This is a genomic window from Ruegeria sp. SATB045, assembly GCF_059613525.1.
This window is the reverse complement of record NZ_JBXWSR010000012.1, coordinates 469,309-482,316: the sequence shown is the minus strand read 5'-3', so window position 1 is coordinate 482,316 and position 13,008 is coordinate 469,309. Positions and strand designations below refer to the sequence as shown.

Genomic DNA, 13,008 nt, shown 5'->3' with positions numbered 1-13,008 from the left:
AGTCCTGCTGACCCTAATTGGCTCGGTTGGGCCAAAAAATAGCGATGCGCAAACCCTTACATTGTCATTTAGCAATGTATTCCCCCTCATACATTTGCTGAAGGGTCTGGATGAACAGTCCATTTACCTTAGGTACCGCTCCGGACCGTGTGACGATCTGCATAGGGCAAGAATAATCACGGCTGCTGTTGGGCAAGCGCCGCAACCGCCCCTGCTTTTCCCAACCCGAGGCCAGATGCAGCGGCAACAACCCGATATATGCCCCACTGAGGATCAGGATCAGCTGCGCTTCGATTTCTTGCGCAAAAAGGTCTCGGTCCGAGGAATGCTGGGTCTTTTGCCTTTGCTGGTTCCAATACCCGCGGTGGACCCAAGCCTGCTGGGCAATGGCATCATCACCAAGGGCGTGTTCCGGAACCCCAAACAACGGATGAGTGTCCGAACAATAGAGTGCGTGATGTTCGCGATACAGGTCGGTCAGGTTTAAGCCATTGCTTACATTGTCAAAACTACCAAATCCGATATGGTAGGTACCGTCCAGTACACCTTGCTGAATATCTTGCGGTTCGGAAATCACAAGGTCGATACGCACGGCCGGAGCAGCCTCGGTGAACTGTTTGATCGCCTGCGGCAGCTTGAATGCCTCATCGGTTGTGGTGGCGTCCACAACGGCCAGTTTTAGACGCCCAACCAGATTGCCCTTTAACTCGGCCAGATGGGTCGAATGCTGATCCAGCGAGTCCATCAGTGCCAGACCGATCTGATGCACCATCCGCCCTTTTTCAGTCAGCAGAAACCCGCGCCGCCCGCGCTGGCACAGACGCACGCCCAGACGTTCTTCAAGCGCGGTTATGTGGTTCGAGATCGTGGGCTGGCTGAGGCCCAGCTCGACCTGCGCTGCCGAGAAGCCCCGGTTCCGAACGACACTGTCGAAAACAGTCAAAAGATGGATATCTGAACCCGTGATTTTCATCCTTGCATTGAGCCCGAGAAATGTATCGTTTTGCAACGCACTATTTGCAAAATCGGGCGCGCTGAATACGGTCGCGACCGCGGGCGCTGAAATTTTGATCGAACTGCGCCGGAACATAGGGACGTGTGCCATGAAGATCGCCGCATTTCAGATGCAAGCTGGAGGCAGCACCGAGGATCGGTTAGCCCAAATCGAACAGGCCCTGCACGATTCGGATGCCGATCTGCTGGTTGCGCCCGAACTGGCCATCACCGGATACGGGCGAGGTGCAGTTCTGCGCGATCTGGCGCAACCGAAAGATGGGCCATGGGTTCAACAGTTGACGCAGGCGGTGCGTGACAGCGGCATCAGCCTTGTCGCGGGTTTCCCCGAGGCCGATGGCGACGCCCGCTATATCAGCGCCTTGATCATCAACCGTGATGACCCTGATAGTCCGCTGATCTATCGCAAGAACTGTCTGTATGGCCCCTATGAAAAAGGTATCTTCCAGACGCCCGAGCGGTCCTTGGTGATGACCACAATGGCCGGTCTGACCCTTGGTTTTCTGATCTGCTACGATATCGAATTTCCTGAAAACGTGCGTCGGTTGGCGCATGCCGGGGCGCAGGTGATCATTGTGCCAACAGCGATGGCCGAAGGCCCAGCCGGTGCGTTCATCACGCAACAGGTTGTGCCGGTGCGCGCCTTTGAAAATCAGGTCTTTGTCGTGTACGCCAACCACGCAGGCTCTGACGAAAGCTATGCCTATCAGGGTATGTCCTCGATCGTGGCCCCGGACGGTCAGCAGCTGGGTTTTGCGGGGGAAGGCGGACAGGTGATCTCGGCTTCGATTGATCCAGATGCCTATGCCCAATCGCGCGACGAGAACCCCTATTTGTCAGACACCGTGGCGCTGAACCTAGCCCACCCCTAGTTGAAAGCCGCGCGCATGACCTCTTCGCTTGCGATCGTGAATGCAGATCTGCGCACGATGGAGCCCGGTGGCCCTCGGCAGCAGGCGATATTCGTGTCGGGGGATCGGGTCGCAGCGGTTGGATCAACGGAAGAGATCAAGGCATTATGTACCGTCGACACCCGGGTCCTCGACGCCGAGGGCGCAACGGTTCTGCCGGGCTTTGTCGAAAGCCATATGCATCTGTTTTTCGGCGCCTATTCCCTGAAGGTATTGCGGCTTGAGGCGATCACGGGCACTGCAGCCCTGACCCGCGCCATTCGGAAGTTTGCCGCACAAAACCCAGATGACAGCCTGCTTGTGGCACAGGGTCTGGCCTACGCGAGTTTTGACGGTCGCCAAAATCCGGACCGGCATATTCTTGACGCGATATGCCTCGATCGCCCGCTGTTGCTGCAAAGCGCTGATTTTCACAACGGCTGGGCAAATACCGCGGCGCTACAAGCTGCAGATGTGTTGCGGGGGCGCGATCTGGGACCGGGTTCGCATATTGAATTGGACCCGGACGGGATCGCCACTGGCACGCTGATTGAGCCTCCGGCCGTTGCCACGATACAGGCGCTTGGCCGCCATGGTGGGCGCGAGGTTCTGGGGCTGGAGGGGATCGAACCGGCCCAAGAAGTGACGCAAGCTCAGCGCGAGGCCGACAAGGTATTGATGCGCGAAGGGCTGCAATACTGCGCCCAGCACGGTATCACGACAATCATCAATATGGACGGCAACCTGTACCAGGCCAGTCTTCTGCAAGAGATCGAAGCCGAAGGCGATCTGTGTTGCCGGCTTGAGCTACCCTATCACTTCACGCCCGGCGAACCCGTCGAAAACATCGAGATTGCCGAGCAGATGCGGCGTAAGCTGAACAGCCCGATGCTGTGGTGCAACCGGGTCAAATTTTTCATGGACGGCACACTGGATGCGCACACCGGATACCGGGTGCGGGATTACCCCGATACACCTGGCCACAAAAGCGCGCCGCTGCATGACCCGGCCCGATTTGCCGATCTGGCGGTGGCACTGGACAAGCGCGGGTTTCAGATCGCGGTTCATGCCATTGGGGATGGGGCCGTGCGCGTGGTGTTGGACGGTTATGAGGCCGCTCACTCTGCCAACGGCCCACAGGGTAATCGGCACCGGGTGGAACATATCGAATTGCTCGACCCTGCAGACCGGCACCGCTTTGCCGCGCTTGATGTGGTCGCCTCGTTCATGACGCCGCATCCGCCGGGATGCGGGGATTTCCCGCTAGAGCCTCTGGCCTCGATCATCGGCTGGGACCAATGGCCTGACGCCTATGTGTGGCGGACGCTCAAGGAGGCGGGTGCGCGTGTCTGTTTCTCAAGCGATTGGCCGATTGCCGCCCTGCCACCTCTGACCGGCATTGACATCGCCCTGACCCGGCAGGTCTGGGACGCCGATCAAAAGGACGAGCGACTGAGTTTTGAAGATACCCTAGCCGCCTATACCAGCGAAGGGGCCTATGCCTGCCGCCGCGATGATCAGTTCGGGCGTCTGGCCCCCGGCATGCTAGCTGATATCGTAGTTCTGGACCGGGTGTTGACGGATAGAAACGCAGGTGACACCGCCGTTGAGGCTACGATCTGCAACGGGGTCGTGACCTACATGGCGAAAAACTGAAAGCCTTACGCCGTTGACGCGTTCTTTCCATCCAACCACGCGCGAATGATTTCGCGGTGGCGGTCTCGACCATAGCTGGGGAAGTGACCCCCATGCACGGTTTCCACCGGCAAATCATACAAGCGCACCATCGAGCTGTAGTAGTCCTGGGCATTGCTGTGATAGGTGTCTTCGATCAACTCGCCATCATAGACAATATCGCCCGAGAACAGGATGCCTGTCGCGGCCTCCCACAAAGCAATTCCGCCCGGCGAATGACCCGGCGTGTGGATCACCTCGAAATGCCTGTCCCCAAGATCGACGATATCGCCATCGTCCAACAGTCGCGTCGCCTGCGCACCGCTGACCGCATATGTGTCGGATCGGTAGGGCAATGGCGGCAGGCAGTCGAAAATCTCGTCCGTCACGTAGGGGTCGGCCAGCGTCGCCACGCGCGTCGGGTTGGCCAGAATATCGGCCTCGGCCCTGTGGACCGCGCGGTCCTCGAACTCATGATGACAGCCGATATGGTCGAAATGGGTGTGGCTTGCGACCGCCGTCAACGCACGTTCGGTCACCAGAGGCACCCATGTCCGCAGCGACACAACGCCCATGCCGCTGTCGACCAGCATATCGCGGTCGCGTCCACGTACATGCCACATGTTGCAGCGATAGAAAGGCGTGATGAAAGGCTCATCGATCAGGGTAATGTCTTCACCTTTGCGGGTGGTGCGGTACCAATCCTGCGGTTGCGCGCGCTGCATCAGGGGGTCTCCGGTTCGAACAGGCGAAAATTCTCGACATCTGCGGACAACGATACCACATCGCCCTGCGCCCAAGGGCGGTCAGGGGCCAGATAGGCCGTCAGGCTCAGGTCCGGGGCACAGGCCGGTGAAAGATGCGCCCGGCAATAGGTTCCGAAAAACGCCGCCGCAGTCACCGTGGCCATCCCCATCGGGAATGATCCTTGATCGTCGGCGCGGATATCCTCGGGGCGCAGGCAGATTGCGGCTTTGGTCGAGGCCGGGGCGTTCAGGGTTGGCAAAAGTCCAAACGGTGTTTCTAAACCCGCCCCGGATTTCACACCTGAAATGTGGTTATTTTCGCCCATGAAATCCGCCGTGAACAGGGTTGCCGGATAGCGGTAGACCCGGTCCGGGGTACCGTGATCTTCGATCCGGCCACGGCTCATGACCACGATCTGGTCGGCAATCGCCATGGCTTCCTCCTGATCATGAGTGACGTGGACAAAGGTTGTACCGATCTGTTGCTGAATGCTTTTCAACTCGTCCTGCATGGATCGCCGCAGCTTGAGGTCCAGCGCGCCCAACGGTTCGTCAAGCAGCAGAACGTCCGGGTTGACGGCCAGCGCCCGCGCTAGGGCGACGCGCTGTCGCTGCCCACCGGACAGGGCATGAGGACGTTTGAGCGCTGCATCCTTCAGGCCGACCAGATCCAACATCTGTTCGGCGCGTGCGTGGCGGTCTTTCCGACCCATACCGCTCATACGCAGGCCAAAGCCAACATTGTCGCGCAAGGACATGTGCGGAAACAGGGCATAATCCTGAAACACCGTGGTCGTGGGACGTTTGACCGGCGCTACACGGGTCATGTCCTGACCGCCGATCAGCACGCGGCCCTGGGTAGGCTCAAGAAACCCCCCTAGGATCGACAAAAGAGTGGTCTTGCCGCAGCCGGACGGGCCCAGCAGAGTCACGTATTCACCGGCCTCGATCTGCAGGTCGATCCCGGACAGCGCCTGAAACTGACCAAACCAGTGATTGAGACCCGAAAACGTGACAGACGCGGTCATTGGCGGCCTTTCCGAAAGATGGTGAGTTCCAGCAGCAGCACAACCGCAACTGAAATCAAGAAGACAAAGCTGCCGATTGCGTTCAGTTGCGGCGACAGGCCCGACCTGAGCAGCGACCAGATTTCAACCGGCAAGGTGACGTCAAAGCGGGTCAGCAGGAAGGAGATAATAAACTCATCCCAGCTGAGCGTGACCGACAAGAAAAAGGCCGCCGCAATCGAGGGCAGCAACATCGGTACTGTCACCAACGCGATCAGCTTGGGCTCGGACGCGCCCAGATCACGGGCGGCGCGTTCGGCGTTTTGCTGTTGTGCTCCCATCGAGGCATAGATGATGGCAAAGGCCAGCGGCAAGTTGATGACCACATGCCCGATGGCTGCGGTCCAAAGCGAAACGCCAAAGCCCGAGCGCGTAAGAACGATCAGCAGGCCCAGCCCAACGATCAGGTAGCTGACCGTCAGGGGGGCGATCAGCAGTCCTCGGATCAGGGCCGATCCTGGCAGAACGTGCCGTGCAAGCCCGTATGCCGCCAGAAATCCCAGCGCCACGGCAACCGCAGACGACCCGAACGCGACAAGGATCGAATTGCGCAGCGCTGCCATCAAATCCTCGTCCCCAAGAATGGTCTGATACCATTGCAGGGACGGCCCGTTGAACGGTGGCACAGGCAGCGATCCTTCCTGAAACGAGAACAGGACCAGCACGCCCACCGGAAGGTAGATAAATACAAACGCAGCGATCAGGTAGGCCCAGGGCAGAAAGCGCATCATAACCGGTCAAGCCTTAACCAGCGGGCAGACAGCAGATAGGCCAGCGCAACGATGCTCATCAAGACGATGGCCAGCGCCGAGGCCAACGGAAAATCCGCGCGCCGTCCCAGTTGCACCATGATAACCTGCGGCACGGTCAATTCGGTATTGCCGCCCAGAATCTGCGGCGTGACGTAGTCGCCGATACATAGGACAAACGTTAGGAATGCTCCGGTGACGATACCGGGCAGAGTCAACGGCAAGATCACGTGTCGGAAGGTTTGAAACGCGTTAGCGCCTAGGTCCATTGCCGCCCGGCGATAGTTCGGGGACAGCTGGATCAGGTTGGCATAGATCGTCAGAGTCAGAAGCATCACAAAGAAATGCACAAAGCCAGCCACCGTAGCAAAGCGCGTATTGGCCAGCGTGATCGGCTCGGCGATGGCTCCGATCCACATCAGGGTCTCGTTCACCACGCCCTCACGCGCCAGAACCAGCAACCATGCATAGGAGCGCACCACATAGGAGGTCCAGAACGGCAGGATTGCCAGCAGCAGGGCAAGACGCTGCCAGCGCGGTGACACACGAAAGGCAATGATCCAGGCCAGCGGATATGCCAGCACGACCGAGATCACCGTCACCGTCAGTGTGATTTCCAGCGAAACCAGGATCGCCCGCCATAGATATTTCTTTTCAAGCAGCTTGGCGTAGTTGGCCAGTGACAGATCCCAAACAAGCGTTCGCCCTTCAAGCGAAGCAAGGCTCATCGCGCCCATCACAACGAAAGGCACGATGAAAAAGGCGATGGTCCACAGCAGGGCCGGGGTTACAAAGCCCCAGCCGCGGACCTGGTCCTTGGACATGTTCACTGCTGCAGAGTTTCCAGCCACAGATCCTGCATTTCGATGTCCAGATCTGCATCCGGTGCAGGGTAAAGCTGTGTCAACGCCAGATAGTCAGGCTGTTGATCCCAGCGCAGGATGTCTTTTTGTGCGTCGGTCAGAACGTCTCCGGCCTTGGCATTTGCGGGCATTCCCCAAAAGCACGAAGACGTCGCCAGACGGGCCTGCCCTTCGGGGCTGGTGATGTACTTGATGAACTCAACCGCCAGATCGGGGTTACTGGCCCCCTCGACCACGCCGATGGATTGCGCCCAGCGAACCGCGCCCTCCTTGGGGATGGTCCATGTCAGTTCCGGCTGTTCCGAGGCGAGCACGGCCGTCAGCCACTCACCCCCACCCACAACGATATCTACTTCGCCTGTCGCCAGTGCCGTTTGCGCCGCAACCACCCCCGCGACCGAGGCAGCTCGGCTTCGCATGGTTGAAAGGACACCATCGATCTTTGCCAAATCTCCCGCGCCAATTGCGTCCGTTGCAATGCCTTCGGCAATGGCGGCCAGCCCCATCACGGGCAGGTAGTAGTCATAGATCGAAATCCGCCCGTCATATTTCTCGGACCAGACAGTGCTCAGGCTTTCCATATCTGCGGGATCGACCTTGGCCGAGTTGTACGAGATCGTGTTGTAGCCAAATTTCTCGGTCACGGCATAGGTCACGCCGTCAACTGTGTTGTTTTCGGCCATGACAACTTCGGGGAAGTAATCCGCAGTCGAGACCGCGCCCTCGGGCAGCGGGGCCAGAACACCGGCCTCGACTGCGCGGAACACATCGATCCCGTCGACCACAAGCACGTCCCAGTCGCCGGGCCTGGATTGCTCCAGCAGCGCAAGTGCCGCGCCCGTTCCCTCGTATTCCCGCAGATTGACCTTGACGTTGTGCTTCGCCTCAAACGGAGCGATCAGTTCGGGATCGGTATGGTCGCACCACACCAGAGCATTCAGTTCGCCTTCGGCCCAGGCCGTACCAGCCATCAGGGCCAGCGCCGACGCACCAAGGATTTTACGTCCAATTTGCATTCGTTTCATCTCCTGTTGATTTCGGTTTGCCCTGTTTTTTTCCGGGTCTGTCACAAAAAACTTGAACAGCCTCACCTTTGTAGTCAACTCTAAACTTAGATTTATGCCAAACGAGGTCGTTTTTCCAAATGGCAGGATTAAGAGAGCGGCAAAAGGCGGCGCGCGAGCGGCGCATCCTGGAAGCTGCGTCTGCGAAATTCCGGTCACACGGGTATCGGTCCGTGAAAATCGAAGATCTGGCTGAGATGGCCGAGGTCTCGGTCGGCACTGTTTACAACTACTATGAAACCAAAGGGGACATCCTGATCGCCACGGTCGCCATGGAGGTCGAAGAGGTCATCACAGCGGGCGCGCCGATCCTGGCGAATCCACCTTTACGCGTCGAGGACGCGATCCTAGGTCTGATTTACCAGTATTACGACCACTCCCTCGAATATCTCTCGAAAGAGATGTGGCGTACGGCGATCGCGCACTCAATCGAGCACCCCAATACGCCAAGCGGTCGGCGCTACGCCGAGCAGGATCGCCGCCTCGCGGCACAAGTGACCGAGTTGATCGCCGCCCTGCAAGACCGGGGCCAAGTGCGCCAAAGCCTTGTTGCGTCGGACTTGGGTGCGCTGATCTTCAATGCCCTGAATCAGGCTTTCGTCGAGTTCGTCAAGAATGACGATATGACACTCGCGCAACTCAGAGATCAGATCGCGGCGCAAATCCTACCAATCGCTCATTTGATTGCGGTAAATTCAGATTAGACGGGCAATGCAATCCTGGCTCGTCTTTGATAAATCTCGGCTCTAGTCACGTGCACACCCTGAATATCCTGAAAACTCTTGTTGCCGCGTTGCAAACGTAGCAACATCGCAAGCAAGGATTGCAATAGAATTGAGGGACATCACATGGCTGGCAAATTTGAGATTTACAAAGACAAGGCTGGAGAGTTCAGGTTTCGGCTGAAAGCCGGAAACGGTGAGATCATTCTGGCCAGCGAAGGCTATGTCCAGAAAGCAAGCGCTGAGAACGGTATTTCATCCGTCAAGACAAACGCACCAAGCGACGAAAGATTCGAACGCAAGGAAACCAAATCCGGTGGCCATATGTTCAATCTGAAAGCCAGCAATGGTCAGGTAATCGGTACAAGCGAAAGCTACACAACCACCTCTGCACGCGACAACGGGATCGAGTCCGTTAAACGAAATGCACCTGACGCACGGGTTGAGGATTTAACCTAAATCAACTGCGACCCGCAGACGTCGCCCGGGCTGGTTATTACCCCAACCAGCTGGCGAATTCTGTGCATAGCTGACTAGAGCTTTCGGGAACGCCCGAGCTGGATACAAATGAGGGCTTCATCAAAATCCCGACCAACTCGTACAAATGACGAAGGCCACAGCTACCTGCGGCCTTTCTTCTTGTTTTTCCAGAACGGCCGCACATCACCGGCCATGATGCAGCCGTAGGGGTCGATATAATCCTCGATCTCGGCCAGATCATAGGATTTGATCTGGGCCACAACGCTGTCCGCGCTTTTATAGCTGGACGGCAATTCCGAGGCATCCACACCGCCGGCGTGGAAGCGAATATCCAGACCTTCGGTTTCCGCCTTCAACATCTCATCCGGCGTGACGGACCCCATCCGGCGCTTATGTTCGGAACGCGAGAAATTCCGACCCGCCCCATGTGGGCTGAAACCCAGACCGTGACCCGCGTCCTTGCCGCGCACGACCAGCACCGGCTCGGACATGTTCAGCGGGATCAGGGTCAGCCCGGTCGCGTCCGCGGCATAGTCACCCCACGCCGGGGTTGCGCCCTTGCCGTGATAGAACAGATCGCCCCGTTTGAAGACGAAGTTATGTTCGTTCCAGTACCGGTCCCCGACATCGCCCACTCGCGCGGCCTCAACCGTTGCCTGATGGATCGCGTTGTGGTTGGCCTTGGTCCATTTGCGGATCAGTTGCAGGGCATCCCAATAGTCGCGCCCCTCCTGCGTGTCAGCCGGAATCCAGGCGTTTTGCTTCGGCGTACCCGGCGACAGCTCCTTGCGGAAGCGATGCGCGACGGCCATGCCGTTCTTATAAAGAACTGCCCCCGGCCCGCGCGAGCCGTGATGGGTCACAATCACCGTCCGCCCGGTTTTGCGCGACCGGCCGACAAACAGGAAATGGTTCCCGTCGCCTTGCGTCCCCATATGCTCCTGCGCCATGCGCAGCGATTTCGGGTTGTCCAGAAACGGATTTTCACGGAACGCATCCAGCAATTTCAGCGAGGTTGTGAAGCGCTTGCCCTGCGGCCGACCGCCCGGTCCGAAATGGGTCACTGACTGCGCCGCATCCAGCACGGCCTTTGGGTCGGCATTCCCCAGATCGGTGATCATGACCGAGCAGCAAATGTCGGCCGAATGCATCCCCGGATGGATCGCATTGCGCGACGCCGCGACGCCGCCAACCGGGATCGTGCCGATCGGACCGGCCGGACAGGCATCGGGCATAATCGCCCCGGCCTCAATCGTCGGGGTCCGCATCAGCGCGGTCATCGTTTCGCGGACTTTGTCGACATTGTCTTCCTCATCCGGGTCACTGGCGTCGATATTCTCGTGAAACTGCACCTCACCGGGCGCGCGCAGATCCATTGTTGGCGGGGTCGGAGGGATCTCGCCCTCCAGCTCCTGCCGGATGCGCACCAGACCGAAGCCTTCGGCCCGCATCTCATTCGCGCGCGCCAGCAGGGCGGGGAATTGCTTGCCCGGGCGATGTCCCCAGTCTTTCAGGTGTTCGCCCGTTACGGGATCAAATGTGTTTTCCATCATCATATTCACTCAAATTCAGGCCCCGGCGACAAGTGGGGAAGAAACAGTTCGGGAGGCCCGCCCCGCATCTGAATGGGCAGATGCGTTTGCCGTCTGGGCGCCGGCACGGAGGGGAGTTGAACCCGCTCGACCTGTCCCTGTTGAGCCATGTAGTTCCTTCGGCATTCGCCGGGGGTGACCTTTCGTTTTGGGTCTCGGCGACAAGAGTGTGGTGAAACGCCCTGCTCTACCCGACTGAGCTACCGTCCGTCCCCGTGGGGCTCGGACGAGCGGGATTCGAACCCGCGACCTGGAGAGTCGAAATCTGTAGTTCCACCGGCATTCGCCGAGACATGTCCTTTCGTTCGGGTCAGGCAGACAAGGGGTGGTGAGACAGCGCCCGCAACGGGCGCGGATCGTTAACAGCGATGTAGTCCCACCGGCATTCTGCCTGATGTTGTTCTGATGGCCGGGGCAGTGCACTGCCCAGGCCTTGTTTATACGTCGATCTTTTCGATCTCAGCGACCCAATGATCCGGGCCGGTTTGACCGCTGGCAAAAGCCGCGATCTGGTCAAAGACCGCATCCGAGAACCCGCCGACATTCAACACATCGGCACGCGTCTGCGCCTGCGTGGTCCCGTATGGGGCGATGTCGATGCAGACCAGCTTGGCCTTCGGGTTACGACGCTTGATCACCTCCCATTCCTTCAACATCGCTGTGCCTTGCCCACCGTTCCGGGCATCCACCCAGGACTGGTTATCGGACACGAACACCAACAGATCCGGTGCGCGACCGTGCTTGTTCAGCCAGGCCAGCGGCGCGGAACAGTTCGTCCCACCTCCGGCCAGTGCGGTCAGACGCTCGGCATTGGTCAGGATCGTGTCGCGCGGCTCCAGACGCACATCACGCACGTCGAAATCGAACGGCAACACCTGACACCCGCGGTTCATCCGTTGGAAGGACGCCGCCACAAGCGCCGCCACATCCACATGCCGCACGGCCGAGGTCGCCCCCGGACGATACCCGGTCACGGACCACGTCATCGAGCCCGACACGTCCGGGCACACAACCACCTGCCCCGCAACCTGCGGCACGTTCTGCACGGCGATCTCCATCGCGTCGTGCAGCGCGTCCACGATCAGGCGCGGCATTTCCGGCACCACGTTTTGCGCGGCCACCATCAACTGGTACGGAAAGGCCCGTGCCTTGGCGATGGCTTTTGGGTCGCGCAACAAAGCAGCCACGTGATCCACGTTGCGGGCCACGTCGAAAACGCCGTGACGCTGGAACGTGTTCAGGTTCTGCCGCACCATCTGCCACGAGCCCTTGCGCGCAATCCGCGCCCATTGGGCCTGCGTCAGCTCCAGTTGCGTCAACATCTGAAACGGCACATCCGGCAACGGACCCTTCCCGGTTTCCCGAAACGCGATCCAATCCCTCAGGGCTTGCGGCAGCCGTGCCAGATTGCACGGCCGCCCGACGATCCAGGCAAACAGCGCCTCCCGCTCGGCCGAGGCCGGTTTCGGGTGCACCATCTTGATCACGTCCGCCAAAGACGGGTCATTCCCGATATTGGCATTCAGCAGCGCACGGTCAGACGCTGTGTTCAACCAGGTCTGCACCATCGCTTTCGGTGCCGACCCCAGCGATTTACGCCCCGTTTGACCCGACCGGATAACTTGCACGAACGTGCGCAGCATCTTGCCGTTATCGACCACGCGAGCGAAAGCTGCCCGAAACATAACCGGATCACGCCGGGCCAGAACAGCCAGCAAGACAGCGGGCATGTCCTTCATATATCCCGACTGACGGGCATAGATCGCAGCCTGCGCCAGGTACTTTGGCTCAACGGTTTCAGCCACATCCAGAACGTATTCCAGTTCTTCTTGCGGCGACTGATAAAACATGCCCCCGAAGGTCCCGGTCACGGCGACCTGTGCCAGAGCATGGGCATCGGAATACGCATAAGCCGGAGCGCCATGAGCGTTCACTGCAGTTGCCTTTGGCAGCAACCGGCCCTTCAACGATGCAAACACGGATTTGTTCGCCATTTCCTTATCCTCATTGGTTTGTGAGGATGTTTTGGCACGGAACGGCTCACGATAAGAAAAGAAAAGAAAAACGTCGTATCTTATTGTTTTTAATTAATATTTCTGACTATTGATGAAAATGATAACCAGCGTTACGATACAACGAGATCGTAA

At 58.8% G+C, this 13,008-nt stretch carries 12 protein-coding genes; 4 read left to right on the top strand and 8 right to left on the bottom strand.

Annotated elements, in window-relative coordinates:
- Positions 1-64 precede the first annotated feature (64 nt).
- Entirely contained in the window at positions 65-1,105 is a 1,041-nt protein-coding gene (locus AC2FNR_RS04070) for a LysR family transcriptional regulator (RefSeq protein WP_496848138.1), read from the bottom strand.
- Between AC2FNR_RS04070 and AC2FNR_RS04065 the strand changes: the two genes are divergently transcribed.
- The gene (locus tag AC2FNR_RS04065) at positions 1,104-1,886 is read left to right on the top strand and encodes a carbon-nitrogen hydrolase family protein (RefSeq protein ID WP_496848136.1); all 783 of its coding nucleotides are present in this window, start codon (positions 1,104-1,106) and stop codon (positions 1,884-1,886) included. The genes AC2FNR_RS04070 and AC2FNR_RS04065 overlap by 2 nt on opposite strands.
- Positions 1,887-1,901: 15 nt before the next feature.
- Positions 1,902-3,560 (top strand): amidohydrolase, encoded by a 1,659-nt coding sequence (locus AC2FNR_RS04060; RefSeq protein WP_496848135.1) that lies wholly within the window; start codon positions 1,902-1,904, stop codon positions 3,558-3,560.
- Between the two features lie 5 nt (positions 3,561-3,565).
- Here AC2FNR_RS04060 and AC2FNR_RS04055 read toward each other — a convergent pair whose 3' ends face one another.
- Genes AC2FNR_RS04055 through AC2FNR_RS04035 form a run of 5 tightly spaced genes read right to left on the bottom strand, consistent with a single transcriptional unit; the run spans position 3,566 to position 8,019 of the window.
- Positions 3,566-4,303, bottom strand: a complete 738-nt coding sequence (locus AC2FNR_RS04055) for an MBL fold metallo-hydrolase (protein WP_496848134.1) — start codon at positions 4,301-4,303, stop codon at positions 3,566-3,568.
- A complete protein-coding gene (locus AC2FNR_RS04050; protein WP_496848133.1) occupies positions 4,303-5,352 on the bottom strand; it encodes an ABC transporter ATP-binding protein in 1,050 nt (349 codons plus the stop codon). The genes AC2FNR_RS04055 and AC2FNR_RS04050 overlap by 1 nt, the downstream gene beginning before the upstream one ends.
- Positions 5,349-6,122 (bottom strand): ABC transporter permease, encoded by a 774-nt coding sequence (locus AC2FNR_RS04045; protein ID WP_496848132.1) that lies wholly within the window; start codon positions 6,120-6,122, stop codon positions 5,349-5,351. Before AC2FNR_RS04045 ends, AC2FNR_RS04050 begins: the two co-directional genes overlap by 4 nt.
- A complete protein-coding gene (locus AC2FNR_RS04040) occupies positions 6,119-6,964 on the bottom strand; it encodes an ABC transporter permease (RefSeq protein WP_496848131.1) in 846 nt (281 codons plus the stop codon). Before AC2FNR_RS04040 ends, AC2FNR_RS04045 begins: the two co-directional genes overlap by 4 nt.
- 2 nt (positions 6,965-6,966) lie before the next feature.
- Positions 6,967-8,019 carry an extracellular solute-binding protein gene (locus AC2FNR_RS04035; protein ID WP_496848130.1) on the bottom strand — a complete coding sequence of 351 codons (1,053 nt, stop codon included), beginning with the start codon at positions 8,017-8,019 and terminating at the stop codon, positions 6,967-6,969.
- A 128-nt stretch (positions 8,020-8,147) separates the two neighbouring features.
- On the opposite strand from AC2FNR_RS04035, the gene AC2FNR_RS04030 reads away from it, so the two are divergent.
- Positions 8,148-8,771, top strand: a complete 624-nt coding sequence (locus tag AC2FNR_RS04030; protein ID WP_170356351.1) for a TetR/AcrR family transcriptional regulator — start codon at positions 8,148-8,150, stop codon at positions 8,769-8,771.
- Between the two features lie 144 nt (positions 8,772-8,915).
- Positions 8,916-9,248 carry a YegP family protein gene (locus tag AC2FNR_RS04025; protein WP_170356350.1) on the top strand — a complete coding sequence of 111 codons (333 nt, stop codon included), beginning with the start codon at positions 8,916-8,918 and terminating at the stop codon, positions 9,246-9,248.
- Positions 9,249-9,409: 161 nt separating this feature from the next.
- On the opposite strand, the gene AC2FNR_RS04020 is transcribed toward AC2FNR_RS04025, so the two are convergent.
- Together AC2FNR_RS04020 and AC2FNR_RS04015 are read right to left on the bottom strand one after the other, a co-directional pair.
- Positions 9,410-10,819 carry an RtcB family protein gene (locus tag AC2FNR_RS04020; protein ID WP_496848127.1) on the bottom strand — a complete coding sequence of 470 codons (1,410 nt, stop codon included), beginning with the start codon at positions 10,817-10,819 and terminating at the stop codon, positions 9,410-9,412.
- A gap of 479 nt (positions 10,820-11,298) precedes the next feature.
- On the bottom strand, positions 11,299-12,855 hold the full coding sequence (locus AC2FNR_RS04015; RefSeq protein WP_496848126.1) for a vWA domain-containing protein: 1,557 nt from the start codon (positions 12,853-12,855) through the stop codon (positions 11,299-11,301).
- Positions 12,856-13,008 lie beyond the last annotated feature (153 nt).

What these genes read in the sequence shown, in the direction of transcription:
- AC2FNR_RS04065 (WP_496848136.1), top strand. Translation starts at nt 1,104, where the DNA reads ATGAAGATCGCCGCATTTCAGATGCAAGCTGGAGGCAGCACCGAGGAT.
- AC2FNR_RS04070 (WP_496848138.1), bottom strand. Translation starts at nt 1,105, where the DNA reads ATGGCACACGTCCCTATGTTCCGGCGCAGTTCGATCAAAATTTCAGCG.
- AC2FNR_RS04060 (WP_496848135.1), top strand. Translation starts at nt 1,902, where the DNA reads ATGACCTCTTCGCTTGCGATCGTGAATGCAGATCTGCGCACGATGGAG.
- AC2FNR_RS04055 (WP_496848134.1), bottom strand. Translation starts at nt 4,303, where the DNA reads ATGCAGCGCGCGCAACCGCAGGATTGGTACCGCACCACCCGCAAAGGT.
- AC2FNR_RS04050 (WP_496848133.1), bottom strand. Translation starts at nt 5,352, where the DNA reads ATGACCGCGTCTGTCACGTTTTCGGGTCTCAATCACTGGTTTGGTCAG.
- AC2FNR_RS04045 (WP_496848132.1), bottom strand. Translation starts at nt 6,122, where the DNA reads ATGATGCGCTTTCTGCCCTGGGCCTACCTGATCGCTGCGTTTGTATTT.
- AC2FNR_RS04040 (WP_496848131.1), bottom strand. Translation starts at nt 6,964, where the DNA reads ATGTCCAAGGACCAGGTCCGCGGCTGGGGCTTTGTAACCCCGGCCCTG.
- AC2FNR_RS04035 (WP_496848130.1), bottom strand. Translation starts at nt 8,019, where the DNA reads ATGCAAATTGGACGTAAAATCCTTGGTGCGTCGGCGCTGGCCCTGATG.
- AC2FNR_RS04030 (WP_170356351.1), top strand. Translation starts at nt 8,148, where the DNA reads ATGGCAGGATTAAGAGAGCGGCAAAAGGCGGCGCGCGAGCGGCGCATC.
- AC2FNR_RS04025 (WP_170356350.1), top strand. Translation starts at nt 8,916, where the DNA reads ATGGCTGGCAAATTTGAGATTTACAAAGACAAGGCTGGAGAGTTCAGG.
- AC2FNR_RS04020 (WP_496848127.1), bottom strand. Translation starts at nt 10,819, where the DNA reads ATGGAAAACACATTTGATCCCGTAACGGGCGAACACCTGAAAGACTGG.
- AC2FNR_RS04015 (WP_496848126.1), bottom strand. Translation starts at nt 12,855, where the DNA reads ATGGCGAACAAATCCGTGTTTGCATCGTTGAAGGGCCGGTTGCTGCCA.